The organism is Microbulbifer maximicatervae (SeqCode), assembly GCF_052467955.1.
In genome coordinates this window covers 865,050-889,805 of sequence record NZ_CP174329.1, presented here as the reverse complement: position 1 = coordinate 889,805, position 24,756 = coordinate 865,050, and the positions used below count along the sequence as shown (strand labels likewise).

Below are 24,756 nucleotides of genomic sequence, written 5' to 3'. Positions count from 1 at the left end.
ACTATTTTGCGAGCGGCGCTTTTGCAGAGTAATGTAAAACCAGCAGATCGCGAGAAACCGCAGCGCTTTGTCGTGGTCCAAGCGTCACATTCTGTTAGCAGTCAAAGGAGGCAGGGAATGTCGGAACAACAATCTAGGCAAGGGTGGATCATCGGCATTATTGTGGTGGTCGTTGTCGCTGCAGCAGCCTATTGGCTCTGGACCGGCGAGGAAAAGAAAAAAGAAATTCCCACCATCGGTGTTGTCGAAGAACCCCAAACTGCTCCCGAGCCGGAAGCCCTGGCACAACCTGAGAGTCAGGAACCAGCCCAGCCGCCCGAGGAGCCGGTCATTGAAGAGGAGCCTGGTAGAGAGCCGCCTCCCCCCCTGAACGAGAGCGACAAGGCCGCATATGACGAATTAATGTCCTTGGCACCCGACGGCGCCCTGTCCCGCTGGCTGGTACCCGACGAAGTAATACGTAAATGGGTGGCCGCTGCCAACGCAGCATCCCGTGGTGAGCTGATTCACAAGCATCGCCCGCTGAAAACCATTCGCGGCCCCATCACCGTTACCGGGTCATCCGCTGAGGGCTACCAGCTGTCCCCGGAGAACTATCGCCGTTACGACCAACCAGTACGATTGTTCGCACTGGCTAACACTGATGCAATCATCACCTTGTATCAATACTGGTACCCCCGTTTAGCCCAGGCCTACGGCGAGCTGGGGATTCGCAACAAGTCATTCCACCAGGTGGTGATTGGAGCAATCGACAATGTGCTGGCAGCGCCAGATGTTGAAGGCCCGATTCAATTGATACGCCCGTCGGTGTATTACAAATTTGCCGACCCAAAACTGGAAAAACTCCCTGGAATACAAAAGCTGATGATCCGCATGGGCCCCGACAATGCAGCCCGAGTTAAGGAAAAGCTGAAAGAGATAAAGGCTAAGCTCGAAGAAATGCCCGTTCAGGAGCAAACCCAATAAGCAGATCTCAGGTCACTCAGCTTACAAGCTGGGTGGCCTCCCACCTTCAAGATTCGGTTATTTTTTAACCGTTTTATCGCCCAGACACAACAAACCCTACCTTCATCAATTTGAACCGCCGAAAAACTTATTCAAAACGCCAGCGATCATAGCCATCCGATACTCAGCCCATAGCCATTGGGGTATATTACCGGCTGTTCACTAAACGATCCCAACACCAAGCGGTAACGGAGCGCCGCTGCCAAACGGCAACAGGCACTGCCCTATAGGGAAAGATCCAGGGTTCAACAGGAGCGAATCAATCGTAGGGTGCCCTGCGTGCCCCCTTCTGCTTACTCCCCACCCAAGATCTATTCTGTCTCCGCCGGTATAGGCTGTAGATAACAATCGAGGCTCATTTTGAAATATCGTTCCTTCGGCCAAATTCTGGCTGTGACTCTCTTATTTGCTGTATCGCTGGCCCAGGCTACCCCTGAAATTAACATAGCCCCAACACCCACTTGGGTGGATGCCGTCGATCTCTCGAGTAGTGTCACTGCACCCGAAGGCAGTGTTAGGTATCACCTGAGCAACTCCCAGATATCCCATACGAACGAACAACACCAATACTATTTTCAGTTGGTGATGGAGCCCCTCAATCAGCAGGGGGTTAAACAGGTGTCGGAACTGAACATTAGTTTTTACCCCGCATTCCAGCAGCTGGTCGTTCACGAAATTACCGTCTCCCGCAATGATCAAGTGATTGATCGCCTGGACAAACAGGACTTCAAGTTATTCCAGTCTGAGCAGGAGCTGTCCAGCAAACTCTACTCTGAAATGTGGAATGCGCTTTACATTCTTGAGGATATCCGACCCGGTGACAAAATCTCCTACGCTTATACACTCGAGGGAAACAATCCTATTTTTGAACGCGGGGATTTTGGTACTTTCTACTTGTCATGGCCGGATGCCATCGACAGGCGCTATGTAAAAATTACCAGTGACAACAAGCTCAACTACCGTTTTAACAATGAAAAAGTACCGGTGAACGTTACCCGCAATAACAGCACTTACCAGTACACGCTGGACCTGAAGCAGGTATCTCCGATCCTTCAGGAGGGGGAATATCCTCACTGGCATGACCCATTCAACTACATCCAATATTCAGGCTATAACAGCTGGGCTGAAGTAAACGACTGGGCAATGACACTCTACGATATTGACCTCTCCCTGCCACAGGAACTCACCCGGCAATTGGATCAATGGCGCGCAGAGGAAGGCCTTGAGGGAGCGGTCAGCCAGGCTATTGCCTACGTTCAGGAGGACATTCGCTACTTTGGGATCGAGTTTGGAATCAACTCACACCAACCGCGAACGCCGAGAGAGACTTTGGATAAGCGCTATGGCGACTGTAAAGACAAGGCCATATTAATAACCGCCATGTTGTCTCACCTGGGGGTTAACTCTTACCCCGCTTTAGTGTCTTCAGGACGCGGTCGTGACCTTGCCAATGATATCCCCTCTCCCAGTTCATTTGATCATGTAATCAGCGTCATTGAGCTCAATGGACAAGATTATTGGGTTGACGGCACCGCTTCCGGACAGGGCTCCAATATCAAGAGCAAAGGCTTCTTTGATTATGAATTGGCACTCCCCATTCGAAAGGGAACCCGAGCATTAAAACAAGTAACCACGATTTATCCCGCCAACGGCACTCTGCAACTGGATGTCACCGAAAATTTTGAAATCAATGCCGGTGCCAATACCGCAGGGCTAACTGTTGAGTCCACCTACAGCGCTCTCAAAGCGGAGCAGATGCGTCAATTTTTCCAGTCAGCAGACTCTGAATACATAAAGAGTAATTACGCAAACTTTATGGCAACTTACTACCCCGGTATTGAAATCACATCCAATATCAAGCACCAGGACAATCGGGGTGAAAATGTACTTCAGGTATCGGAGCTATATGAGATCAGTGATTTTGCCGAGTTGAACTCTGCCCGGAAGATTTTCTCACTGTATGGCTCCAGTATCGCCTCTTATATCACCAGCCCCCAGAAGCGTATTCGCCAGAGCCCATTAGCGCTGGCACATCCTGTGGATATCAACCACAAAGCAGTAGCCAAAATTACTGGAGAGGTTTTGTGGAGAGAGGAATCCCAGGATCTACAGATAGACAATCCCTGGTTCACCTTCTCCAGAACCTCCAATCATATTGGCAATAACATCTCGGTGAACTACGCCTTTAAATCCAAAGCGGACCATGTCCGCAATACGGATATTGCCGAGTATATGGAGCAACTCGATAAACTGGATGAAGCACTTCAATATCAGTTCTGGGCCAAGGGCGATAATTCGAATACCCAGGAGACCAGCAAGGCAATGAAAAACCTGGTTAAGTCACTGATCAGGAAGTAAATAATGAAAAAATTCCTTTTTGCCCCCGTTATTTACTTACTGGCCTCTTGTGCGGCCCACACTTCCATCGAACCCGGCGATAGTGAAATAAGGCGGCTAACCGAACAAATTGCTAGCGCTCCAGATAAAGTTGCTTATGAGGATTTCTGGGTTGCCTATCTTGAGTCTCAGCAACCCCTGAATAATATCGCGGCCAGAGAGCGCTACCAGGCGGAGCTATCCGCGATTGAATCTGGGGATAAGTCTTGTGAAGCCGTGGACTGGAAGGCCGTAACAAACAACAACATCCTGTCACTGACGCCCCATCTCAGCGCTGCAGAATGCTATGAGTCTGTGGGACAGTTAGAAGCCGCCAACTACCATAAAAACCTGTTTGAATTTATTGCTACTGGTATCCTCTCCGGACGCAGTGGTGAGTATAGCTACAGTGCCTTTGAGGTCGGGAGCTGGGCAGATGCAGAAGACCTGCTCACCATATCCGGCTATGAAATTATTGATAGCTATTTTGAATTTGCAAATAGTCGCAATGCTATATACCGCGTATATAACGTAAAGGAAGTAGGCGGTTATCAGGTATCGAAAATCTACTTCGATAATGCCCGCTTTCTACATCGACTGATCGCGATCCGGTATCCATTTGCCGGCACATCAGATCAGCTCTATACAGATGTGATCCAGGTACTAGCCTCTACAGATTATGCCGCTCGACACGCCGAAGGCATTGTGTTTCATGCGGAGGGGCAGTATCCACAGGCTGAACAGGCTTATCTGGACGCTATTATTATGGGATCCATTTCCGCCAATATCAGTTTAGGGCGGCTGTGTCTCAGTGGCAAAACTGAAAAATTCGCAGTTAACGAGTGCGCACAATTATTTGTTGCTGCTGCGGATCTGGGCCTCGAAGAGGCGAAGGTTTACCTAGCCTATATAGCCTTTATGGGCCTGGGAATTGATCCGGACAAAGAGTTAGCAACTTCACTACTCTCCAGTGCCGAACAACATTTGAAGAAAGGCCAGGCGGAGTATGAACTCTACTCCCTTTTTGCGTCAGAGGAATTTAACTCAACTAATGAATCCGGTGCTGCACAATTCTTGCAAGCCAGCGCTAATAAAGGTTACCCCATAGCCCACTTTACCCAGGCTATTGGTTACCTTGAGCAGAATAATTACTATCAATTTGAACAGCTTATTCAAAAAGCTTCCGATAACGGCTTTTCACCAGCCCAGTTTTTTTATGCGAGCTACCTGCTGGAGGAGAAAAAAGAAGCCAGTGAGGGCATGGCACTTCTCAATGAGGCCGCTATTGCAGGCAACCCCGCCGCACTCTTTGAGAGAGGGCGTATCACACAACTAGGCGCCCATGGCCAACCGGTTAATATCAATCAATCTATCAGGGACTATCAAGCTGCGGCATATCGTAATCATCTTCCTGCACAATTAAAAATGGGGATCCTGCACTCCAAGAATATTATTGCAGATGCCAACGCCGATATTGCCTATGCCTGGTATTTATTGTGTGGACGGGCCGGCCACCTGGAGTGTATTACCAATATGGGTTACTCCGCCGAAAATGGTTATGGAGTGGAACAAAATCCGACCCATGCAGCACAACTTTATAGGCTCGCAGCTGCGGAAGGTTCAGCCAACTCCAGTGCCAGGTTGGCCGGACTCTATGAAACAGGCAGCGGAGTAGAAAAGGACCTGAAACAGGCGATCTATTATTACTCTCAAGCAGCAGAGAGAGGGTTAGCTAGCGCTATGAATAAGCTGGGGCTCATATATTTGGACTCCAGTAGTGATTCTATCAAGGACTATTCCGAGGCTCTTCATTGGTTCGAACAGGCAGCGAATCAAAATTCAAAGTGTGGATACTTTAATCAAGCCCGCATGTATGAACAGGGGCTTGGTGTAGACGTTAATCTAGATCGCGCAATGTCACTTTACGAGGAAGCCTCAAAGAGAGGGCATGGTATAGCTTCACTAAAAATTGCTGAGGCCTATAGCCAAGGCGAATCTCCAGATAAAAATCTGGATCAGATACTTTACTATTTGAAATTGGCTACAGAACAAAGTGACGACCAGCAGTTGAAACAAATCCTGGAAAACTGCGCCGACACAAGAGATTGTAATGTTTCACACTTAAAACAGTTCCTGAGTGGACTCCCTGCAGAGTAAGATTCCTTATGCGGTTAACTATTCACAGTGAATAGTTGACCGCTTTCAACTTTGCTTTGCCAACAGGCTCCCAAATTATCCTTTTCCCCACCTAATAAACCTCCAACTATTTCCCAGCCTATTTCTCCTATCTTTATTGGCAAAAAATTCCAAGGTGCGATCGATAGCACTATTTCTTATTCAAGTAAAAAACCGGCCTCAAAAGCAAGCCAGCCATCACAGAATATGATTCACAGCTCTTTATACTCCGCGCCAATTCTATTTGATTTAACGGATCTATCGAGGCGATATGACCTATTCACTGAAGTTACTCACGGCTATCAGTTTATCTGTATTTCTTAGTGCTTGCGGTGGGGGCGGAAGCTCCGATGACAACGAGCCTGACGACACTCCAGTAAGTAGCGATAGCGATTCAGGAGCAAACACTGACGGCGATGATGGTGATGATGGTGATGGCAATACTGGCTCTGATGATGACAGCTCCAGTTCTGATGATAATGACAATTCAGATTCGGATGACGACGACTCTGACAACGATGATTCCCCCAGCATAAGCGGGGACAGCGGCAGCGTCAGCGAAGATGTCGAGACAACAGTTTCAGGGCAACTAGTCGATAACTCAAACAGAAATCAAACCTTTGAATCCGGAAATTTCCAAGGGACCTATGGAGAGCTGGAAATATCCAGCGATGGCAGCTGGACCTATACTCTGGACAGTGAACTATCCGATCCAATTGCTGGCTCAGAGTTAGTGACCGACGCATTTAATTTAGGTATCGGCTCCAGTGATTCAGAAGCCACTATATCCATTTCCATAACCGGTTACGACGATGCCTACACGTTCAACCCCGCCAGCCCACTGGCCACTTTGATTGTTGAAGGTAAGGAATTTTCTTCAGGAACATTCCTTTTGGAGGATGTCGATGGCAATACTCCGGAGTTTGTCGAGGAAACTCTTAACGGATCCTACGGCGATTTCAAGTTATACAGCAACGGAGATTGGGAATACAGCCTGAATGATTCTGCAGACAGTTTAAAAAATGGTGAAACGACAGAAGATACCATTTCATTCCAACTTAGCGATGGCACTACTCAATCGATTACCTTCTCTGTCGTCACTTTAGAGCCTGATGAAAGCAGTATCGTATTCATTTTCATGAACTTCTCTGATGCTGTACCTACAGATACCACTGATATCTCTGATATTGCAGATATGGTCTTTAACGATGAAGACTCTCTCGATAATACCTACCTAAAGAATTCATTGGGACAACTAAAATTCCTGCGCCATCGCATCAGCGACAGCTCCCTGGAACATTACTGCTATGGAGAAGGTAGCAATGAAGATAGCTCCATCGACTGTATCAGTTACAACATTCCGGATAACCAAGACGGTGGCACTCTAAGTGTTGACGATGCGGCAGCCCGCTCCAGCCAGGGAGGAGAATATACAGACGGAGGATACACTTGGCGTGACAATGCAACAGAATGGGCGGAAACCAATTTAGTTGATAACAATAACAACCCTATCAACCTAAGCGACTGGCGCCACCGTGTTTACATCTACCCACCAAAGGCCAAGAGTGCTGGGCTGGTTGGGGCTGGTGTCGCCTCTGTTGGTGGTAAGTGGAGCATCGTTACCGCTTATACAGACCAGATAATAATGGGCCATGAACTTGGCCACAATATTGGACTCAGCCATGCCGGCAATGATGACAACAATGATGGCGATACCTTCGATAGTGGCGAAAGCGAGTATGGAACAGATGGGAGCTTTATGGGGAATGCCTGGACTTCGCGCTTATTTGGCAGTGGTCACCGAGAGTATATGGGCTGGTATGATTTATTCCCCGAATATACCCAAACGGTAACCCAGACCGCCGGCAGCACCGAAGAGGTGGAGATTGAGGCTATTGAGCTGACTGCGGGAGAGCTCTCAGGAAACCTGCCCCAGCAGCTGAAAGTTGAGAGTGCGGGTAGTCAGAATGGAGAAGACTACTACTACGTGAACTACCATGTAGGCCATGACATACTGAACCCATCGTCTCATATGGAAAATTCAGTATCCATTCATTATCTCGATAATAGACTCTTTAACCATGTAGCAGAACTCAAGGAACCAGGAGATAGTTTTACCGACTCAAATATTGGCTTAACCATTGAGTTTCAATCTATGGCCGCAGACAAACAGTCGGCCACTATCTTAGTCAGTTACAGTGATTAGGCTATAAATCCGTTACCGCAGGATAAATACTATGAAAAAGTTCATTCTAATAGCGTTTGCATTGAGCTTCTCCCTATTTGTGCAAGCAGAGGAGATTGTAACTGGCACCTTGGAGGAAATTATCTCTGAAGATTTTGAAACGGGAAAATCCGAGCGTAAGTTTTCCCTGAAAGATGAGCAGACTGGCCGCTACTTCTTCCTGGATGCCGATGAGGCCAAGCTCAAAGGTATGAAATCTGGAGATCGGGTTAAAATTCGTGGTGAGCGTGGAGAAAAGCACATACTACGTATAAAAGAATCAGAGAAAATAGAAGTAAAGGATAGCGAATAGTCATTTATTAATTAAAAACGATTCACCTCCCTATCTGATTAAAGTGGAATAGTGCTCAGAGATAATCCGAGCACTATTCCAGATTTTCTTCTACCCCACCCTTAATTGATTTAACTGATCCATGTGCGGCATAAAGTTCAGAGCACAGCGGCGGTTAAAATCCTTGATTTCTTCCAGTTTATATTTGTGAGCAAACTCATTACCTGGACGTAACTGTTCCTGTCCCGGGTAAATCCCCTTGCCAGTCAACAGGCAATTCCAAGATACATTCGGGAAATAGACATCCAGTTTTTGATCCAATAGTTCATCAGTAATATTCTTGCCTGCCATCCAGGACATCAAGATTGAACGCAAGGAGGGAGATATCTTTTCATTAGTGCCATTGGCAATCCAATAATCCGTATCTGTTCTCGAACTAATACGATAGTGACAGACGATATAGTCCCGCACCGCATCAAAACGAGCGCTGATACGATTATTAAAGTCATCCCTATATTTATCAGTATGATCACCATTGTTATAGGCCTCTATAAAGCGCACTACAGTCTCCTGAACCATATCAAGCGCCGTTGCCTCCAAAGGCTCAATAAAGCCTTGGGAGAGCCCCACCGCCAGGCAGTTCTTGGCCCAGTGTTGGGCAACCCGTCCCACCTTGAACTTTAATCTACGCGCCTCGACATCACTGTCCAGCAAACCCAAGTGAGCGCGAAATTCCGTTTCTGCCTTGTCATCATCGACAAAGCGAGAGCTGTAAACGTAGCCGTTGCCATTGCGATTAGTCAGGGGGATTTTCCAGGCCCAGCCATATTTCATCGCAGTAGAAATAGTGTGCGGTGCATACTCCCTTTCCTGGTCCGTAGCAAATACAACCGCAGAGTCGTTATACAGACTCTCAGCGCTACTAATAAATGGAACTTTCAAGGATTGTTGTATAAGACTTCCACGGAAGCCGGAACTGTCCACATACAGATCAGCTTTGAGAACCTCACCGTCAGTAGTTTTCAGGTGATCAATATTCCCCTGTGCATCGAGCATAGCACCAGCCACTGTCGCCACCTTATAGCGAACCCCTTTTTTTTCGGCAACACCCCGCAGGAACTGGCCCAATAAACCAGAATCAAAATGGTAGCCATAGGCAATTTCAAAAGGGAAGTTTTCTGGTGCGACCGGGGATAATTTTTGCCGAATCATCTCAGTGGCCAGAAAGAAGTGGTCCGGGTGCCCCTCCAAGTCAACGCCCTTCCTGCGCAGGTAACTATTATGAAAAAATGCCGGGATAGTAAATTGGTCAGGCTGGCCAACAAAGGGATGAACATACTCGGTAAAGCCCGGTTTGACCGACCAATCCCTAAAGGTAATACCGACCTTGTAAGTAGCGTTACAAGCTGGCATCCACTCCGATTCGCTAACCCCTATAGTTTCCATAAAACCTTTTAGCGGCGGAGTTGATCCCTCCCCCACACCGATAATTCCAATATCCGGTGATTCCACCAGGGTGATTTCAAACCCTTTATTCTGCCAATGGGTCGCCATCAGATTGGCGGTTATCCAGCCAGCGGTACCCCCGCCAAGAATAATTATTTTTTTGCGTTGATTGCTCATGGCGACTCTCAAAAATTCGGCACCGCACTTATTGCCGGCCCCTTTAATATTTTAAAAAAAAACCGCCCGGCAAGCGTAGCTCAGCGGGCGGTTTCTTATCACACCTTCAGTTTTACACCGAAAGAACCAGCGATACTTAGTAGCTATAGTTCAAGCCGAGGTAGAATTGACGCCCAAACTCAGTATATTCACCGAGGACACCATCTACTCCATATGATTTCACATCAGCCTCATCAGTAAGATTGTTCGCTGAGAAAACCACATCGATACCATTATCAAATGCATAGGATATCTGAGCATCAACGGTAGTGTACGCCTCAGCTAAGGCCGGAGTAGAGCCTCCCGGTATCGGCATAATCAGGATAAATTCATCCCGATAGCGAACATTGACGTGGGAGCTGAAATTACCGATGTCCCAAAATACTGTAGTACTCCAGACATTTTCAGAGAGGCCCGGCAACGGCAGGTTTTCACCATAGAGGTTACCGCCACTCACTTCGGTTTCACTCTCAGTATATGAATAGCTGGCGGTCATACCCAAGCCAGCCCAAATACCCGGCAGCTGATCAAAGGTTTTGGTACCCGCAAGCTCAATGCCTCGAATATAACCACCCTTGTCGTTGTTCACGTAAGTTTCGAAAGCGCCGGCTTCCAGACCAACGGGAATTTCAATGCCCAGGGAATCAAACAGCGCCGTTCGATCTGCCTGGCTATCCAGGTAGATATACTGCTTTTCTACCAGGCTTTCGATATCTTTCCAGAAAATAGCTGCAGTTACCGCACCGCCATCTTCAAAATAGTGCTCATAAGCCAGGTCAAACTGGTTTGCACGGAAAGGATCGAGGTAGGGAGAACCTTTGGTCCATACATTGTATTCAGTATCGTTCGTTTCGTTATTAACGCTGTTCCAGGAACCAGCGCCGCCTTTCAGCTGCCCAACCGGTGGACGACCCATCACTTTAGCTGCAGCAAAGCGAATGTAGTCCTGCTCGGTCAGCTCAAAGTTCAAGTTAAGGGAAGGCAGGGTGTCTGTGTATTCGGGGCCGTACTCAACATAGTCGAAGCTATCTGAAGTTACACCCACGTCATCAGTAATTTCGATACCATTGCCAGCACCCACATTTTGGATACCACTGGACTTCACATCGGTTTCAACAACCCGTACACCGAAATTACCAGTTACTGGAATGCTCCCCAGCTGAGTATCGATATTGGCCATCAAGTAGTAGGCAAAAACTTCCTCTTTCATCGTCCCGGACTCAACGAAAGTCCAGTCCTGGCTAAATACCTTTTTACCTTCGTAGTTACCGGCTCCAAAAATACTGGAAGCCAGGGCATCCATATCGTTGACTACGAACTGTGGTATCCCGCTGGTGGATTCAACACTGACATAGCCGTCCAGTAGTTGCGGCTCACAATCGATGTCGGACAGGTTATCCGCACAGTAGCCATTGAATTGGCCATCGCGGCTACCGTAAAGGAAGGCTCCACGCTCAGAGTCAAAAGTGCGCTCAGAGACACGGAATCCTGCCTCAATAGAGGCAATGGCTCGCCACTCCAAATCGAACTTGTAATCGAACTTGAAGGCTTCAACCTTATCAGTGTACTCGTGGGGGTATTCTTCGTAGCGCGACAAACGCATGGTATCCAGATCGGTGAAATCTACACCGGAGAAAACGCCTGAGGGAATACCGTCGCCATTAAGGGAATAGGCAAAGCTCTGCCCAGCAGCTTCCTCCCAGGTATCTAAGTTACCATCGTCATCGTAGGTCAGGTCGTAAGCGTGCATGGACACAATCTGGTCCTTGCGCGTCTTGGTGCCCTTACTGTAGGAGTAGTCAACGGCCAGGGTGTGGCGATCACCTAAATTCCACTCCAGGTTCAGACCAATACTATCGCTGTCAGCCTGGGTGGATTGATCCTCAGAGCGGGATTCAAACCAGGGGCTGGAATCATCAGTTGTCTTAGGGTCGGTAATAATTACCGTACCATCGGTAACCACACCGCCATTCACTTCGGTATCGGAAAGGGTGTAAAAGTTTGTATTGGCCAGGCCACCAACCGTAATACCGTGGCGAGTATCAACACGCTCAAAGTCAGACTTAAAATAATCTAACTGGGCCTTGAAGCTATCGGTAGGCTCGAAAACGACGCTGGCCAGGTAACCATTGCGAGTATCGGTACCATCACCGGATTGCCACTGGAACGCTCGCGGTAAAGCATCTTCACTGCCATCACCATCGAAATCGTTCCCCGGCTCATAACCGATTTGGCCGTCTGCACCCGTGCGGGACTTTACAAAGCTGTTCGGCTGCTCAAGGTGAGAATAACCCAGGGCTACGCCCACCTTGTCATCCATAAATTTACCCATGTACGACAGCGTGACGCGCTCACCGAATTCGTCGGCACCGACGTCGTCTGCTGCGTCGTTATACGACATACGCACATTGGCATTAAAGTTGTGTTCTTTGTCGGCGTCGAGAGGATTGGCTGTTTTCAGCTCTACAGAGCCCGCTACACCACCTTCAATATGAGAGGCTTTCGGAGTCTTGTAAACCGCCGCCTGATTAATCAGCTCAGCAGGGTACTGGTCAAAAGACATCCAGCGAGTACTTTCGGTATAACCACTGGTAGAGGCCTGCTCACGACCATTCAGGGTGGTTTGCAGGAAGTCGCCGTTCATACCGCGGATATTTAGCTGTGAGGACTGACCGTTGGATCGCACGGTGGTTACGCCGGGCAGACGACCCAAGGCATCGGCGATTGATTGGTCGGGAAGAGATGACAGAGCGCCCGCATCTACCACATCGGCCACAACATCGGCGGCGCGCTTGGCTTCAACGGAGTCCAAAACGCTGGTGCGAATACCGGTAACTGTTACTTCTTCCAGTGTTTCCTGCTCCTGCGCATAGGCCCCGGACACGGAGGCCGCAATGGCAGCAGATAGCAAAGTGGGTCTGAGCGCCCCTTTACCTTTATTGGATAGACTCATCATCTTCTCCCTGGACTTATCGTTATGTTGAGACCCTGCATCCTAGGGCGGCCCCTAATCCATAACATCCTCCCCCGAGGGGGGAGGAGACGGGAAAAAGTGTGAGATCAATCACAGGTGTAATTTAATACACGTTTGTCAGGCCATAACCCAACAAAAGTACCGGGCAATTACCCCTCAAGCTGTACTGCAGCGCCAATCAAGGCCTGATAACCCGCATTCAACGCGTATACCGGAACGGCCTCCATCCATTGAGCGACACGCCCTTTCGTCAGGAAACGCTGCTCAAACTCACTCTCAGGTAGCAATTCAGCGATCCTGGGCAGTATACCACCACCCAAAAATACCCCGCCACGCGCGCCCATATACAAAGCCGCATCCCCGGCCGCACTGCCTAGGAAATTGAGGAAATCTATCAGAGCTTCACGGCACAGCGGATCTGAACCTTCAAGGCCACGGGCGCTGATATCGGGGGGCGTCAGGTCCTCAGCAATCTCTCCGTTCAGCTCGCAAACTGCGCGATAGAGATTAACCAGCCCATTGCCCGATAAAACCCATTCATTGAAAACGGGTAACTGGGTTTTCATCAGGATTTGCAGCAACTGCAATTCACGCTCAGTGGAGACTGTCAGGTTGGCATGCCCGCCCTCTCCCGCCAGCACATGGTATCGACCATCAGCTTCAGCCAGTCCAGCAACACCGAGCCCAGTTCCGGGACCGAGCACCGCCATAGGGGCACCTGCCTGCCGGGGAGTATCGCGCAGTACCTGGTAATCTGATTCGGCCAGACGGGGCAGAGACTGAGCCAAGGCGGCAAAATCATTAATCAGCTCTAGGTGGGGAAAGCTAAACTCTTGCGCCAGCTCCCCGGCGTCAATAGTCCAGCCCAAATTGGTCATATAAACCTTTCCACCTGTTGGAGTCATCTCCAGCGGACCGGCTGCTGCAATACACGCCTTTTCTGGGCGCGGCTGGTTTAACCCATCGAGCCAGTGCTGTAGTGCTGCATCAAATCCCTCGAAGCGTTGGCAATCAACGACTTTCAGTTCTTCCAGCTGGTAACCCTCTGCTACAGGCTTGGCGATGGCAAATCGGGCGTTGGTCCCACCGATATCCGCTACGATACTCGTCATAGTTATCCTTCTAACTTCCCCCTAAAAAAGGCGATATAACTTAAGGCGTCAGACAAAATATTGCCAGCCCCAAAGCTTACTACAGAGGACAACTCACCCTATAAAGAAACCGCATAACCCCATGCATGACCCAGATAAGCTCGGTAAACCTCGCAACAGAAAACCAAACTGCAACTTTCAGTCACTTTATTTTAGCGATCAGCGGGGGGGATATTTTTCACGCTATCGGTAAACGAGCAGATTTCATCTTTACTAAATCGAGTATTGACTCGCTTCTGTGAGGCTGGTTGATAGCTAATACCCACACCGCTACGCCATGCAACCTGGGGTCGAATGGGGCGGGGGCAAAAATTACCGCCACAGTTAGGGCAGACGTTACTGAGTAATGTCTCGACGCAGGGCTGGCAGAAAGTACATTCGTAAGTACAAATCATCGCCTCTTCCGAGTTTGGCGGTAGATCTTTATCGCAATTCTCACAGTTCGGCCTTAACTCCAGCATCCCAGTTCCCTCCTTGTTCGCTAAATAATTTTTTGAAGTTTATTAGTCTTAATTTCTCGCTCAACCTCCCTACACAAAGGAAGTTATCCCAACAAAAAATGACTACATAAAATCTGTATAAGCTTTATATATGGAAGATTAAATAGCTTTTTATATTAACGACTTACTCTCTCCAATAGTGGTATTAAAATGACAGTAAATCGACAAATTCCGACATGCTCAACTGTTACAAAATCAACATTGCAAAATGCTTACCCAATCCATCAAATTGATGACTATCTCTTGATAAGATAACCACATTAATTAATTTCTAAGAAAGGAAAACCCACTTAGACACTTCCCTCAGATTCCACAACCAGAATACGAGCCTCACCAACAGGATGAGCTACATGTTCCGTGCCCTCAGAAGCGTGGAATATATCACCAGGTCCAAGAAGTTCCGATTCGGTTCTACCTGCCACTTTGTAAAACATTTCTACATGACCATCGAGAACAGCGAAGACTTCCTGGCCATCATTGATATGCCAAATATAAGGTTTATTAGTCCAATGCAGTTTAGTGGTAATCCCGTTCATATTTGCGATAAGTTGCGATTCCCAGGGCTTACTACCGGTAAAATCTCTGCTACGCACTATTTTCATAATGTTTATTCCAATATCGCTTTATAAAGTTTCCGGAACCATCATTTAGAGAGTCGGTAACTATAAGGCGGATTCTTCAGGCGCAGGGGAAGTCATAACACCATTTTCATCAGCCTTTTTTTCTGCCAGCTCATCAACTCGCCTCACCCCAAAAGTCACCGTTGGTGGAATGCCCATCCCCAGATCGATGTCCGCAACACGATAATTGCATCCCCTGGCTTTGAGAATGGCATTCACCTTCTCCTGCTTCTCAACCGCTTTGATAACTGTATTGGCTATTACTTCATCACTGCTAAAAGCGGTTACGGACTCATTGACCCTTTCACCGAGTTCCTTGGCTTTATCAAAAATACCCATAATTTCCTATTCCTTCTCTATTCATTCGCGGCCGAAATCATAGGTTAAATATCTATTTTTAGGAACCGCAAGCAGGTAGCCCTGACTCCACCTCGGGGCAACAACAATCAAAGGTTAAGACGAGCTGGTCACTTAAGAGTACCCAGTTAAAAGGGGCCCATTAGTCAGCACCAGGCCTTTGTACAAAATAAGCTGACCACCTATTCATGAAGCGGAAAATCCGCTGGATTATTCATGCCAAAACCTATTTACCCCTATAATTTCGAGACTCTCCCCCTCTCGTCTTGCCCACCCCAGATTGATGTGTCACTATCATTTTTTTGAGGTTTGGTAACGATAAATGAGTGGGCGCAAGCAGTTCGATGAGTCACAAGTACTAGACAAGGCCATGCGCGTTTTCTGGGAAAAAGGCTACAAAGCAACTTCCTTGTCGGATCTTGAATCGGCCATGGGACTGAATAAATCCAGTATCTACAACACCTTCCAAAGCAAGGAAGGGCTGTATGGCCGCTGTCTGGAACATTTCCACACCCAATACGCCTGCGATGCTATGGATACCTTGAACCACCCGGACTTTCGCACAGCCATGGGCGGCTTCCTGGAAATGCTTCAGTCTGGTATGGAGAACTCTGAAACTCCTGAAGGCTGTATCGCTACTATGGCAGCAATGGAGGTGGGTGCCAGTGAAGGATTTCTCGCTGATCTGGTAGCAAAGGGTACCAATGATATGCTGAACCGGATCGAAACCCGTATGCAGAAGGCTATTGACGATGGCCAATTGCAAGCCGGTGTCGATTGTGCCGCCCTCGCCGCGATGGTTATGGCGGTAAGCCGAGGCGTAGTGGCCCTGAATAAAGGCACGGGCAGTACCACAGCAGGCAAAAACAGTTACCAACAGCTATCCACAATTCTGGACCAGTATACACTTCCCTAAAAAAAGCCCACCCCAAAACTTCTTGCCTCTTTGGGGTGGGAATAGGGGTATTCCTGTGAGAATTAACTTTTAAAAATAGCGACGTAATTCCAACTGAAAATAGTCGTCGTTGCGCAAATTGTAGGTAGGATCTTCTTCATCGGCATTACCGAAAAAACGCGCTTCCGCTTCCATTAACCAACGGTCATTTAGTCGGTGGGTCAGTTCCAGATTGGAAAAACGACTACCGTTATCCAAATCGGTACTTACGGCAAATAAAAGCTCCGTATCCTGTGTATTATTTAGGGCGTATCGCGCACCTATTGCAATGTCATTTTGACTGGCCGTAGACCAAGGTCCGGTACGATCATCAAATTGATACTCCATTAATACCCCAAGATCTGAGACCGTTTCGCCAATACCATAAAATGTATATTCGAAACCGCCGACAGCCGCTGTCTGGCGACCTTCACCGCGAGGTTTAAATGAAATAGCTTCAAACTTCCACAACCAATCTCCACGGGTAGTTTGGATGTCCACACCCGTCTGATCGATCTGTGCATAGTAAGGCGCAAGCAAGCCATCTTCCGTAAGCAATAATAATGGATCCCGATTAGTGCCGGAAAAATGGCTGAGGCCCAGGTCCCAATCTCCAAGTACATGGCTGTAACGCAAGGCCCAATCTATATGCTTCTCCTCCCGGTCAGATTGATAGACCGCAGCATCCTCATCCACCGGCAGCGGCGCACGCAATCGCCCTTCCCGGCCAACAAACTGACGCTCGCGAAAACCCAGTAAACCGTACACTTCCAGTGTTCCCCAGTCACGCTCCATCAGGAGGTTTATCATGGGTTGGCCCAGCTTGTCTTCACCGTCGATATTTTCCAATGCATCATCCTGGTTAATCACATCCACCAAATGCACGGTTTCAGTAACTCCCCAAAATACTTTGCGCACCCCAGCGTAAAGCTCGAAATTATCGTAAGCTTTCCACCAGTAAAGCTCGCCGAGATCCGCGTGATTGCGATCGTTATCCTCACTGTCCCAGCGCCCAAAGACATTGGCCACAACACGCTGGTTTCCATCGTCAAAATCCCGGTAGTACTCGAGATTTAAAGACGCAGAAAGACCGGCATCACTTTGTGCTGAATCCAAAGGGTCTGCGGTGAATGCGCGGGCCTCCAGGCCCGCATAACCGCTCAACTCATTTGCTCCAGCCGTATGATTCAACGCCGCCAATAGTGGCAACAAAGTGAGTATTTTTCGGTTAACCATGGGCGCAATCCCTATTTCGCCCTGGAGAGACTATTTTTGGTGAAGTCGCGATCGGTAAAACCATTGCCAAATACCCAGTCGCCGTACAACAACTCTGTGGATTTACCAGTCTGGTGATTAACCATTTCCATTTTATTGGCTCGCCAGTATTGATCGGCGTACTGGTTGTAGTCGGAAATCGTGAGGGTCTTCATCAGGTCCCCTTTTCGGTCATAGTAATCCGTTCTCCATGCGCGGTACTCCTCTGTATCAACCCAAAGGTGTTGAATGGAATAACCAGATTTAGGATCAACCGGATCCAACTCCAGAACAAAGTGATCGCGGCCATCGAAAGACTCGTTGCGCAAATATTTGTAGGTGTACTTCTCCACCTCCTGTGAGGCGATATCTTCATAGGAGAATTCACTACCCATAAATGGTCCAGACTTGTTGCTGGAGGAAATACGCTTTACTCGCTTTAAGGCAGGCAAATAGAGCCACTGGTCATCGGAGCCCACTTTATGAGTAAAGGACAAAAATGCTGTGCCCTTTACATCCCGAGGGTTGTCAAAAATCACCAGGGATTTATCTCCGTCATTTTCCTGCTCCAGAGTTTTGGTGCGCATAGCCCGCACACTCTCCTCACCATATTTATTACGCAGGGTCATTGTAAGGCTGTTGCTGAGATCGCCGAATCCCAAGTCGCGGCGGTCCGCCTCCTTGGCAATTTCCAGACCTTTTTCTGCGGACAGATCCAGTTCACTGGCAGAAACAGATAAAGCTGCCAGAGCCAGGGCACCTGCTAGGGCCCGTGTCAAAAACTGTTTTTTAGAGCGGCTGGGTTGCATAGTTTTGCTCCTTATTTTCAATAGAGGTAATAGCAGGGTCGTATGCCTTGGCATCGAGCTTCATCAAGAGAATCGGAAGAAGTAGGAAATCCGCCAGCAAGGCCATCAAAATGCAAATTGCGGTCAGAAGTGCCATGGAGGAATTCATACCGAAGGAGGACTGGGCCAACACCATAAATCCGGCAATTAGAATGATTGAGGTCACAACTATCGCTACACCCACTGAAGAGAAGGCGTAACGCAGTCCGTCCTCCACGTTGTAGCCTGCACGGCGCTGGCGCAGGTATTTACTGAGGAAGTGCACTGTGTCATCTACCACAATACCCAGTGCCATACCGGTCACCATAGTGACAGCCACATTGACTTCAGCTACCAGTGCACCCCAGAGGCCAAATGCCAGGCCGGCCGGCAACAAATTGGGAATTAAGCTTAAGAAACCGAGTTTAACACTGCGCAGGGCAATACCAATCAGTGCAGAAATTAACACCAGCGCAACCAGAGTGCCCACCAACATGCCCTCCATATTGCGCTCGGCAATATTGGCAAACATGATCGCCGGACCTACACCATAGGCAGTTACACCAATGTTTTTCTCCAGCCAATTACTGCCGGCATCAGCTACCACTTTGAGTTCTTTCGACTTGAGATTATCGAGAGTTACAATAATCTGCGTCGACGACTTAGCCACATTCAGCTGATTATTTAAATCCAAGCCATAGGGGAGAGACAGCTCGTACAGTAATAAATACTGGGCTGCCAATTCCTGGTCTTCTGGCAACCTGTAGTAAGCCGGATCGTCAGCATGCAGATTTTTGTTCAAGCGCTTGAAAGTATCGCCAATGGTATTGACATGGCGCACCCCGGGCTGGGCCTGCATCCACTCAGTGAAACGCTCCAGATTGACAAGAAATTCCGGATTGCTAACACCATTGTTGCCACCGGATTCGATCGAGTAAATCAGCTGGTAAATACCAGAGAGGTTGTCATTGATATAATCTGAATCGGTTCGGAACTCCACAGATTCATCAAAGTAACCAACAAAGTCATCATTAATCTCATTGTTTGGAATCATTGCCAGTAATCCCAACGAGACAATGACTCCCGCGAGTAATATCGGGCGCTGACGGCGAATCACAAAATCTCCCAGAGTATCCATGGAGCGTCCAATTTTGGACTCACTGGCGCGACTCTTGGCTGGCAGTATCGCCATCAATGCAGGCAGTAAGGTAACCGATAAGAAGAAAGCCACCATCACACCCATCGCGGTAATATTACCCAGATCGTGGAAAGGAGGCGCATCGGAAAAGTTCATCGACAGGAAGCCAATGGCGGTAGTGATCGAAGTTAAGAACACAGGCCCCATGTTGAGCTGCAAGCTCTCTTTAATTGCATCGTGCTTGCTGAGTCCACGGCGCATTGCAGCAAACAGGCTCACCAATATATGTATCGAATCCGCCACTGCGAGAGTCATAATAATGGTGGGCGCAGAAGCGGAGGGCGGTGTCAATTTAACACCTATAAAACCGGCCAAACCCATTCCTGCGGCCATGGAGAAAACGATAACCAGCAGCGCTGCAAAAGTCGCACTGAAGCTCCGCACCAACAAAAATACAACTGCAATAATCACCAGGTACATGAGCGGAACTAAGGTGCTCATATCTGACTGAGAGGCTTCAAAAAATGCATTACTCAGTAAAATAATACCGGTCGCATAGACCTCTACATCGTATTTTGCCTCAATCTCTTCCATCAATGCCTGTGCAGCTTCAGCCGCTTCCGGGGTTTCATGCATGGATTTTTGTGGAAGCTGGAAGGTGATATTTATCCCTGTAACGGAACCATCACTATTTACCAGGCGCTCCTTCAAGGTGGGATCTGCCAGCGCTACAGCCTTGATAGAGGCCAGGGTTTTTGCATCTAAATTGCTGGCATTTTCCACCAAGTCCTGTACCAGGAGGTCATCTTCCTCGGCAATGGTGTGCTGGAAGTTGGTGATTGAATCCACCCGCAGCGCATAGGGTAACAACCAGGAATTCTCGGTCATCTCCTCTACAGCTGCCAGGGCATCATTGGAAAAGGCATTGCCATCTTTAGGCACTACCGCAAACAGAATATTGTCATTCTTGGTGTAAGTGCGCTGGATTTGCTCATAAGCTTGTAGTTGAGGATTAGCTTCACTAAAGAATGCCCGGTAGTCATTGTTGAAACCCAGGAATCTTGCTCCGCTTACCGCAAAGAAGGCTAACAGTAGTGCGCCAATGGCTACCAGCCATCGATATCGAATAAGCCAATCCGCATAACGGCTGACCCAATTCGAAGGTAATTGGGGGGATGACATTAAATCAGCTCCTTCAAACAACTTAATAGAGAAATAATTAATCAACAACCTAAGCAAATGGGTATTTACTTACGGCCACAGAATCTCGTAATAGCCAATATAAGATCAGCTACAAAATTTGATAAAAAGGCACACTAATGCCATCAGCCAAACCGTAAATGTGGCCGAGACATCAATAAAGAGTTATCGCTTTAGGCGTTATTAAAACCACTTCTTTGTAATTAATGGTAGCCAATAATCAGGCAAAGCTTACCTTTCTCCAACACAGGGGCGACCACAAGAGAGCCGTAGAGTTAAGAGAATACCTAATTTAAAATATCGTAAATCTAACAATAAATATAATAATTATTAATATATGCCTGATACATACAGATATATTAGTAACCTGCCTATTATTATCACTATAAATTAACTCGTTAATTATCCTTTAAGAAATAATTAGGGGGCTCGACAAGTTAAACATCTCTAATTGTTTCCAACCATTACTTTAATCACGTATTTAGGCCCAAAGTGATTGGTCAGCAATACCAATAGCCTTGGACACCGTAGCTACTTCTGGGCACTCTATTGTGCCCACTAAAACAGCAGTACAACAGCTTGCCCAACCTATGACCAACCAGTATCACTTTCTGTATCACCCAGTCTCGTGAAAACCTTGAGAACCTCCTGCAGCCATCATTGTTCTGTGGTTATAGCTCTTTCCACAATCTATACAGAACATCTTGAACCGTTCGGTTCATCATGTCAACAGCGGAAACTGAAAATATATAAAGGCAAGCCAGCTCGAGGGAGTCGGTTACGCAAAATCTGGGGTAGAATCGGGCGACGATAATGAGAATGAAGGAATTGTGCTGTGAAAAAACTGCTCCTGCCCATCGCAATCGGTGCATCGCTGCTAGCTACCCATGCTTCTGCAAGCGACCCTAAGCCTCAGCAATTGCTGGAAAATACTGAGTCCAAAGTGATTGAGTGGCGCCGCCACCTGCACCAGAACCCAGAACTGGGCAATCGCGAATTTGAAACAGCCAAATATATTGAAAAACACTTACGTGCACTGGGCCTTGAAGTGGAAACCGGTATCGCCCATACCGGCCTTGTGGGCTTTTTGAGGGGCGGAAAACCGGGACCAACTGTTGCCTTGCGCGCGGACATGGACGCTCTGCCAGTCACCGAGAGAACCGATGTGCCCTTCGCTTCCAAAGCGAGAACCACTTACCAAGGTAAAGATGTTGGCGTTATGCATGCCTGTGGCCACGATACCCATGTGGCCATGCTGATGGGCACTGCTGAGGTCCTGGCAGGCCTTCGCGATGAGCTGGCTGGAAACGTCTTGTTTATATTCCAGCCCGCAGAAGAAGGCGCACCGGACAATGAAGAAGGTGGCGCGGAGTTGATGCTCAAAGAAGGGATCTTCAAGAAGTACAAGCCGGATGTGGCCTTTGGCCAGCATGTCACTTCATCACTACCCACCGGCGTCATCGGCTATCGCTCGGGCCCGCTTATGGCCGCTGCCGATGAATTCCGTATTACCATCAATGGCCGCCAAACCCATGGCTCACGCCCCTGGGGTGGAGTGGACCCTATTGTCGCCGCGGCACAGGTCGTAATGGGCACCCAAGCCATTGTCAGCCGCCAGATCGACATCACCAAAGAGCCCGCAGTCGTTTCCTTCGGACGTATTGACGGTGGTGTCCGCAACAATATCATTCCCGATAGTGTCTATCTGAATGGCACCATCCGTAATTTTGATATGGATAACCGTGCAGAAATTTTCAAACGCTTAAAAACCACTGCGGAGTTAATTGCTGAAAGCTCCGGGGCAAGCGCAGCTGTGGAGATTCTGGAGGGCTATCCGGTAACAATAAATAATGCCGAGCTGACAGAAATGGCCCTGCCTATTCTGAGATCTGCTGTCGGCGACAAGAATGTTGTAGAAGTACCCAAAATCACGGGGGCAGAAGATTTTTCCTACTACGCCAATGAGGTCCCTGGCTTTTTCTACTTCCTGGGAGTAACTCCTAGGGATCAGGATGCCAGCCAAGCTCCAAGCAACCACTCACCGCTTTTCTATGTGGATGAGGACGCTTTGCGCAAGGGTACTGAAGCGCTGACTCTGTTAACTTTGGATTATATGGCGAACTATAAAAAACAGTAATTGTAAAAAGAGCCTCATTTTGAGGCTCTTTTTTAGATGCTTGTCACTCTTATAACTCGATATTAAAGATTACAACACCTTCGCAGGTGAATACCTTATTATCGGCATTAAGAGTCCAGCAAAATACTAGGCACTTTCAGAGCGCCCTCTAGTAGTAGGACGCCGTCTCGGAGCTCGTTGTGGTTTCTGTCCATCACTGCGACCAGCCTCAGCACCGCGCCCTTTACCGTTACCGCCCGCGCGCTTGGCTGGGGCCCCTTTACCCGCAGAGGCGTTACCGCTGCGGCTGCTAGAATTTCCACGCCCCTCAGGCTTACCGCGTCCATTGCCGCGGTTGCCCCGACGTTCCTCGCTATTGCCGCGCGCTTCACGCCGCCCTTCACTCTTCTGAGAGTTACCCGCTGGGCGCTTGCTGGAGCCGGGCTTTTGCAACCCACCCCGCTTTGGATTTCCGGATGCGGGCACCTGGTGGTCCGGTTCAAACTCTTCGATTTCCTCGCGCGGAATTGGCTTGCCGATCAAGCGCTCAATATCGCGAAGCTGCTTAATCTCATCAGCGCTAACAAGAGATACCGCTTGCCCCTGAGCGCCCGCACGCCCTGTACGGCCAATACGGTGGACATAGTCCTCAGGCACATTGGGCAAATCAAAATTTACTACCTGGGGCAGTTGGTCAATGTCGATGCCTCGGGCCGCGATATCAGTCGCCACAAGAATCTGAACCTTGCCAGCCTTAAAGTCCGCCAGGGCACGAGTTCGTGCATTTTGACTTTTATTACCATGAATGGCTGCTGCCAGGATGCCGTCACCTTCGAGCTGCTTCACCAGCCTGTTGGCACCATGTTTAGTTCGACTAAAGACCAAGGCTTGGTGCCAGTTATTCTCCCTAATCAAATGACTAAGCAGTTTCGTTTTTCGAGCTTTATCCACAGGATGGAGTTTCTGTCGCACCGTTTTAGTAGTGGAGTTGCGTGGACTGACATCAATTTCTAGCGGATCTTTTACCAAGCCTTTCGCCAGCTGACGAATATCTGGTGAAAAAGTTGCGGAGAATAGAAGGTTCTGGCGCTTAGCCGGTAAAATCCTCAATACTCGTTTGATATCGTGAATGAAGCCCATATCTAGCATGCGGTCTGCTTCATCAAGTACCAGGGCTTCTAAGCGATCGAAGCGAATTGCCCCTTGATTGTGCAGATCCAGCAAGCGCCCAGGGGTAGCTACCAAAATATCCGCTCCGCCTCGCAGACGAGAAATCTGGGGGTTGATCTTCACACCACCAAACACCACCGCATGGCGCATAGGCAGGTACTGGCTGTACCCCTGCACATTATCGAAAACCTGAGCCGCCAATTCACGGGTTGGAGTGAGTACCAGTGCGCGTACTTGCCCTTTTCTAGCGCGCTCCCCCTGGCTAAGACGATGCAACAGCGGCAAAGTGAAGCCAGCCGTCTTACCGGTACCAGTTTGGGCTGCGGCCATAATATCGCTGCCCTTCATTACCGCTGGAATAGCTTGTGCCTGGATTGGCGTAGGCGCAGTGTATCCCTGCTCAGCAACGGCACGGGCAATCTCCTGGGCAAGGCCCAGATCTTCAAACAACATAAAAAAACCTCGAACTGCGCCGCAGGCGCAATCAAACACACTCACTCCCCCTGAGGGAATGAAGAGAGAAATCGGAGTCGACATCGGGAGCCTATATTGCTCCCAGCGTGTACAGCCGTCTAATCGCCAGTCCTCGTAACCGGCGCGCGGCATTCAGTAGAAATTTCCTGGAAGAATTTTTGAAAAGTTCCGGAGGGGCTACCGGCGGATCACCGGCCTACAAATGACGCAGCTGAGTAAAATCAGCGGCGGTACTATACCACACAAAGGCTGACTGTATAGTTTCACCCAGCCAAACTCCTTTCCTTTATAGATTTATACAGAGCAG

17 protein-coding genes are annotated in these 24,756 nt (G+C 48.5%); 7 read left to right on the top strand and 10 right to left on the bottom strand.

Annotated features, from left to right (window positions below; all coding sequences use genetic code 11):
* Window positions 1-117: 117 nt before the first annotated feature.
* The 5 genes from ACJJI5_RS03840 (at window position 118) to ACJJI5_RS03820 (ending at window position 8,093) form a co-directional block, all read left to right on the top strand.
* On the top strand, window positions 118-966 hold the full coding sequence (locus tag ACJJI5_RS03840) for a DUF3014 domain-containing protein (RefSeq protein WP_413663508.1): 849 nt from the start codon (window positions 118-120) through the stop codon (window positions 964-966).
* A 399-nt stretch (window positions 967-1,365) separates the two neighbouring features.
* Entirely contained in the window at window positions 1,366-3,363 is a 1,998-nt protein-coding gene (locus ACJJI5_RS03835) for a DUF3857 domain-containing transglutaminase family protein (RefSeq protein ID WP_445355554.1), read from the top strand.
* 3 nt (window positions 3,364-3,366) lie between these two features.
* On the top strand, window positions 3,367-5,538 hold the full coding sequence (locus tag ACJJI5_RS03830) for a tetratricopeptide repeat protein (protein ID WP_445355553.1): 2,172 nt from the start codon (window positions 3,367-3,369) through the stop codon (window positions 5,536-5,538).
* A 289-nt stretch (window positions 5,539-5,827) separates the two neighbouring features.
* Window positions 5,828-7,762 carry a VCBS domain-containing protein gene (locus ACJJI5_RS03825; RefSeq protein WP_445355552.1) on the top strand — a complete coding sequence of 645 codons (1,935 nt, stop codon included), beginning with the start codon at window positions 5,828-5,830 and terminating at the stop codon, window positions 7,760-7,762.
* A gap of 31 nt (window positions 7,763-7,793) precedes the next feature.
* Window positions 7,794-8,093 carry a hypothetical protein gene (locus ACJJI5_RS03820; protein WP_444895935.1) on the top strand — a complete coding sequence of 100 codons (300 nt, stop codon included), beginning with the start codon at window positions 7,794-7,796 and terminating at the stop codon, window positions 8,091-8,093.
* Window positions 8,094-8,183: 90 nt separating this feature from the next.
* On the opposite strand, the gene ACJJI5_RS03815 is transcribed toward ACJJI5_RS03820, so the two are convergent.
* From ACJJI5_RS03815 to ACJJI5_RS03790, 6 genes are all read right to left on the bottom strand, one after another.
* Entirely contained in the window at window positions 8,184-9,695 is a 1,512-nt protein-coding gene (locus ACJJI5_RS03815; RefSeq protein WP_445355551.1) for a tryptophan halogenase family protein, read from the bottom strand.
* Between the two features lie 136 nt (window positions 9,696-9,831).
* On the bottom strand, window positions 9,832-12,687 hold the full coding sequence (locus ACJJI5_RS03810) for a TonB-dependent receptor (RefSeq protein WP_445355550.1): 2,856 nt from the start codon (window positions 12,685-12,687) through the stop codon (window positions 9,832-9,834).
* Window positions 12,688-12,857: 170 nt separating this feature from the next.
* The gene (glk, locus tag ACJJI5_RS03805; RefSeq protein WP_282931051.1) at window positions 12,858-13,820 is read right to left on the bottom strand and encodes a glucokinase; all 963 of its coding nucleotides are present in this window, start codon (window positions 13,818-13,820) and stop codon (window positions 12,858-12,860) included.
* 191 nt (window positions 13,821-14,011) lie between these two features.
* Window positions 14,012-14,320, bottom strand: coding sequence for a DUF1272 domain-containing protein (locus ACJJI5_RS03800; RefSeq protein WP_444918362.1), 309 nt, complete (start codon window positions 14,318-14,320; stop codon window positions 14,012-14,014).
* A 329-nt stretch (window positions 14,321-14,649) separates the two neighbouring features.
* Entirely contained in the window at window positions 14,650-14,961 is a 312-nt protein-coding gene (locus tag ACJJI5_RS03795; RefSeq protein WP_444911629.1) for a cupin domain-containing protein, read from the bottom strand.
* Between the two features lie 60 nt (window positions 14,962-15,021).
* Window positions 15,022-15,318, bottom strand: coding sequence for a hypothetical protein (locus ACJJI5_RS03790; RefSeq protein ID WP_413663518.1), 297 nt, complete (start codon window positions 15,316-15,318; stop codon window positions 15,022-15,024).
* A gap of 340 nt (window positions 15,319-15,658) precedes the next feature.
* Between ACJJI5_RS03790 and ACJJI5_RS03785 the strand changes: the two genes are divergently transcribed.
* Window positions 15,659-16,252 carry a TetR/AcrR family transcriptional regulator gene (locus tag ACJJI5_RS03785; protein ID WP_445355549.1) on the top strand — a complete coding sequence of 198 codons (594 nt, stop codon included), beginning with the start codon at window positions 15,659-15,661 and terminating at the stop codon, window positions 16,250-16,252.
* Between the two features lie 69 nt (window positions 16,253-16,321).
* Here ACJJI5_RS03785 and ACJJI5_RS03780 read toward each other — a convergent pair whose 3' ends face one another.
* The 3 genes from ACJJI5_RS03780 to ACJJI5_RS03770 are packed head-to-tail and all read right to left on the bottom strand — an operon-like array spanning window position 16,322 to window position 20,671.
* Window positions 16,322-17,506 carry a hypothetical protein gene (locus ACJJI5_RS03780; protein ID WP_445355548.1) on the bottom strand — a complete coding sequence of 395 codons (1,185 nt, stop codon included), beginning with the start codon at window positions 17,504-17,506 and terminating at the stop codon, window positions 16,322-16,324.
* Window positions 17,507-17,517: 11 nt separating this feature from the next.
* Window positions 17,518-18,333, bottom strand: a complete 816-nt coding sequence (locus tag ACJJI5_RS03775) for an outer membrane lipoprotein-sorting protein (RefSeq protein WP_445355547.1) — start codon at window positions 18,331-18,333, stop codon at window positions 17,518-17,520.
* Window positions 18,314-20,671: an efflux RND transporter permease subunit gene (locus tag ACJJI5_RS03770; protein ID WP_445355546.1), complete on the bottom strand. Its 2,358-nt coding sequence runs from the start codon at window positions 20,669-20,671 to the stop codon at window positions 18,314-18,316. The genes ACJJI5_RS03775 and ACJJI5_RS03770 overlap by 20 nt, the downstream gene beginning before the upstream one ends.
* 853 nt (window positions 20,672-21,524) lie before the next feature.
* On the opposite strand from ACJJI5_RS03770, the gene ACJJI5_RS03765 reads away from it, so the two are divergent.
* A complete protein-coding gene (locus ACJJI5_RS03765; RefSeq protein ID WP_445355545.1) occupies window positions 21,525-22,826 on the top strand; it encodes an amidohydrolase in 1,302 nt (433 codons plus the stop codon).
* A 126-nt stretch (window positions 22,827-22,952) separates the two neighbouring features.
* Here ACJJI5_RS03765 and ACJJI5_RS03760 read toward each other — a convergent pair whose 3' ends face one another.
* Window positions 22,953-24,428, bottom strand: coding sequence for a DEAD/DEAH box helicase (locus ACJJI5_RS03760; protein WP_445356300.1), 1,476 nt, complete (start codon window positions 24,426-24,428; stop codon window positions 22,953-22,955).
* Window positions 24,429-24,756: the final 328 nt, after the last annotated feature.

Excerpts from the sequence above, each read along its gene's own strand:
- ACJJI5_RS03840 (WP_413663508.1), top strand. The coding sequence starts at position 118 with ATGTCGGAACAACAATCTAGGCAAGGGTGGATCATCGGCATTATTGTG.
- ACJJI5_RS03830 (WP_445355553.1), top strand. The coding sequence starts at position 3,367 with ATGAAAAAATTCCTTTTTGCCCCCGTTATTTACTTACTGGCCTCTTGT.
- ACJJI5_RS03825 (WP_445355552.1), top strand. The coding sequence starts at position 5,828 with ATGACCTATTCACTGAAGTTACTCACGGCTATCAGTTTATCTGTATTT.
- ACJJI5_RS03820 (WP_444895935.1), top strand. The coding sequence starts at position 7,794 with ATGAAAAAGTTCATTCTAATAGCGTTTGCATTGAGCTTCTCCCTATTT.
- ACJJI5_RS03815 (WP_445355551.1), bottom strand. The coding sequence starts at position 9,695 with ATGAGCAATCAACGCAAAAAAATAATTATTCTTGGCGGGGGTACCGCT.
- ACJJI5_RS03810 (WP_445355550.1), bottom strand. The coding sequence starts at position 12,687 with ATGAGTCTATCCAATAAAGGTAAAGGGGCGCTCAGACCCACTTTGCTA.
- glk (WP_282931051.1), bottom strand. The coding sequence starts at position 13,820 with ATGACGAGTATCGTAGCGGATATCGGTGGGACCAACGCCCGATTTGCC.
- ACJJI5_RS03800 (WP_444918362.1), bottom strand. The coding sequence starts at position 14,320 with ATGCTGGAGTTAAGGCCGAACTGTGAGAATTGCGATAAAGATCTACCG.
- ACJJI5_RS03795 (WP_444911629.1), bottom strand. The coding sequence starts at position 14,961 with ATGAAAATAGTGCGTAGCAGAGATTTTACCGGTAGTAAGCCCTGGGAA.
- ACJJI5_RS03790 (WP_413663518.1), bottom strand. The coding sequence starts at position 15,318 with ATGGGTATTTTTGATAAAGCCAAGGAACTCGGTGAAAGGGTCAATGAG.
- ACJJI5_RS03785 (WP_445355549.1), top strand. The coding sequence starts at position 15,659 with ATGAGTGGGCGCAAGCAGTTCGATGAGTCACAAGTACTAGACAAGGCC.
- ACJJI5_RS03780 (WP_445355548.1), bottom strand. The coding sequence starts at position 17,506 with ATGGTTAACCGAAAAATACTCACTTTGTTGCCACTATTGGCGGCGTTG.
- ACJJI5_RS03775 (WP_445355547.1), bottom strand. The coding sequence starts at position 18,333 with ATGCAACCCAGCCGCTCTAAAAAACAGTTTTTGACACGGGCCCTAGCA.
- ACJJI5_RS03770 (WP_445355546.1), bottom strand. The coding sequence starts at position 20,671 with ATGTCATCCCCCCAATTACCTTCGAATTGGGTCAGCCGTTATGCGGAT.
- ACJJI5_RS03760 (WP_445356300.1), bottom strand. The coding sequence starts at position 24,428 with ATGTTGTTTGAAGATCTGGGCCTTGCCCAGGAGATTGCCCGTGCCGTT.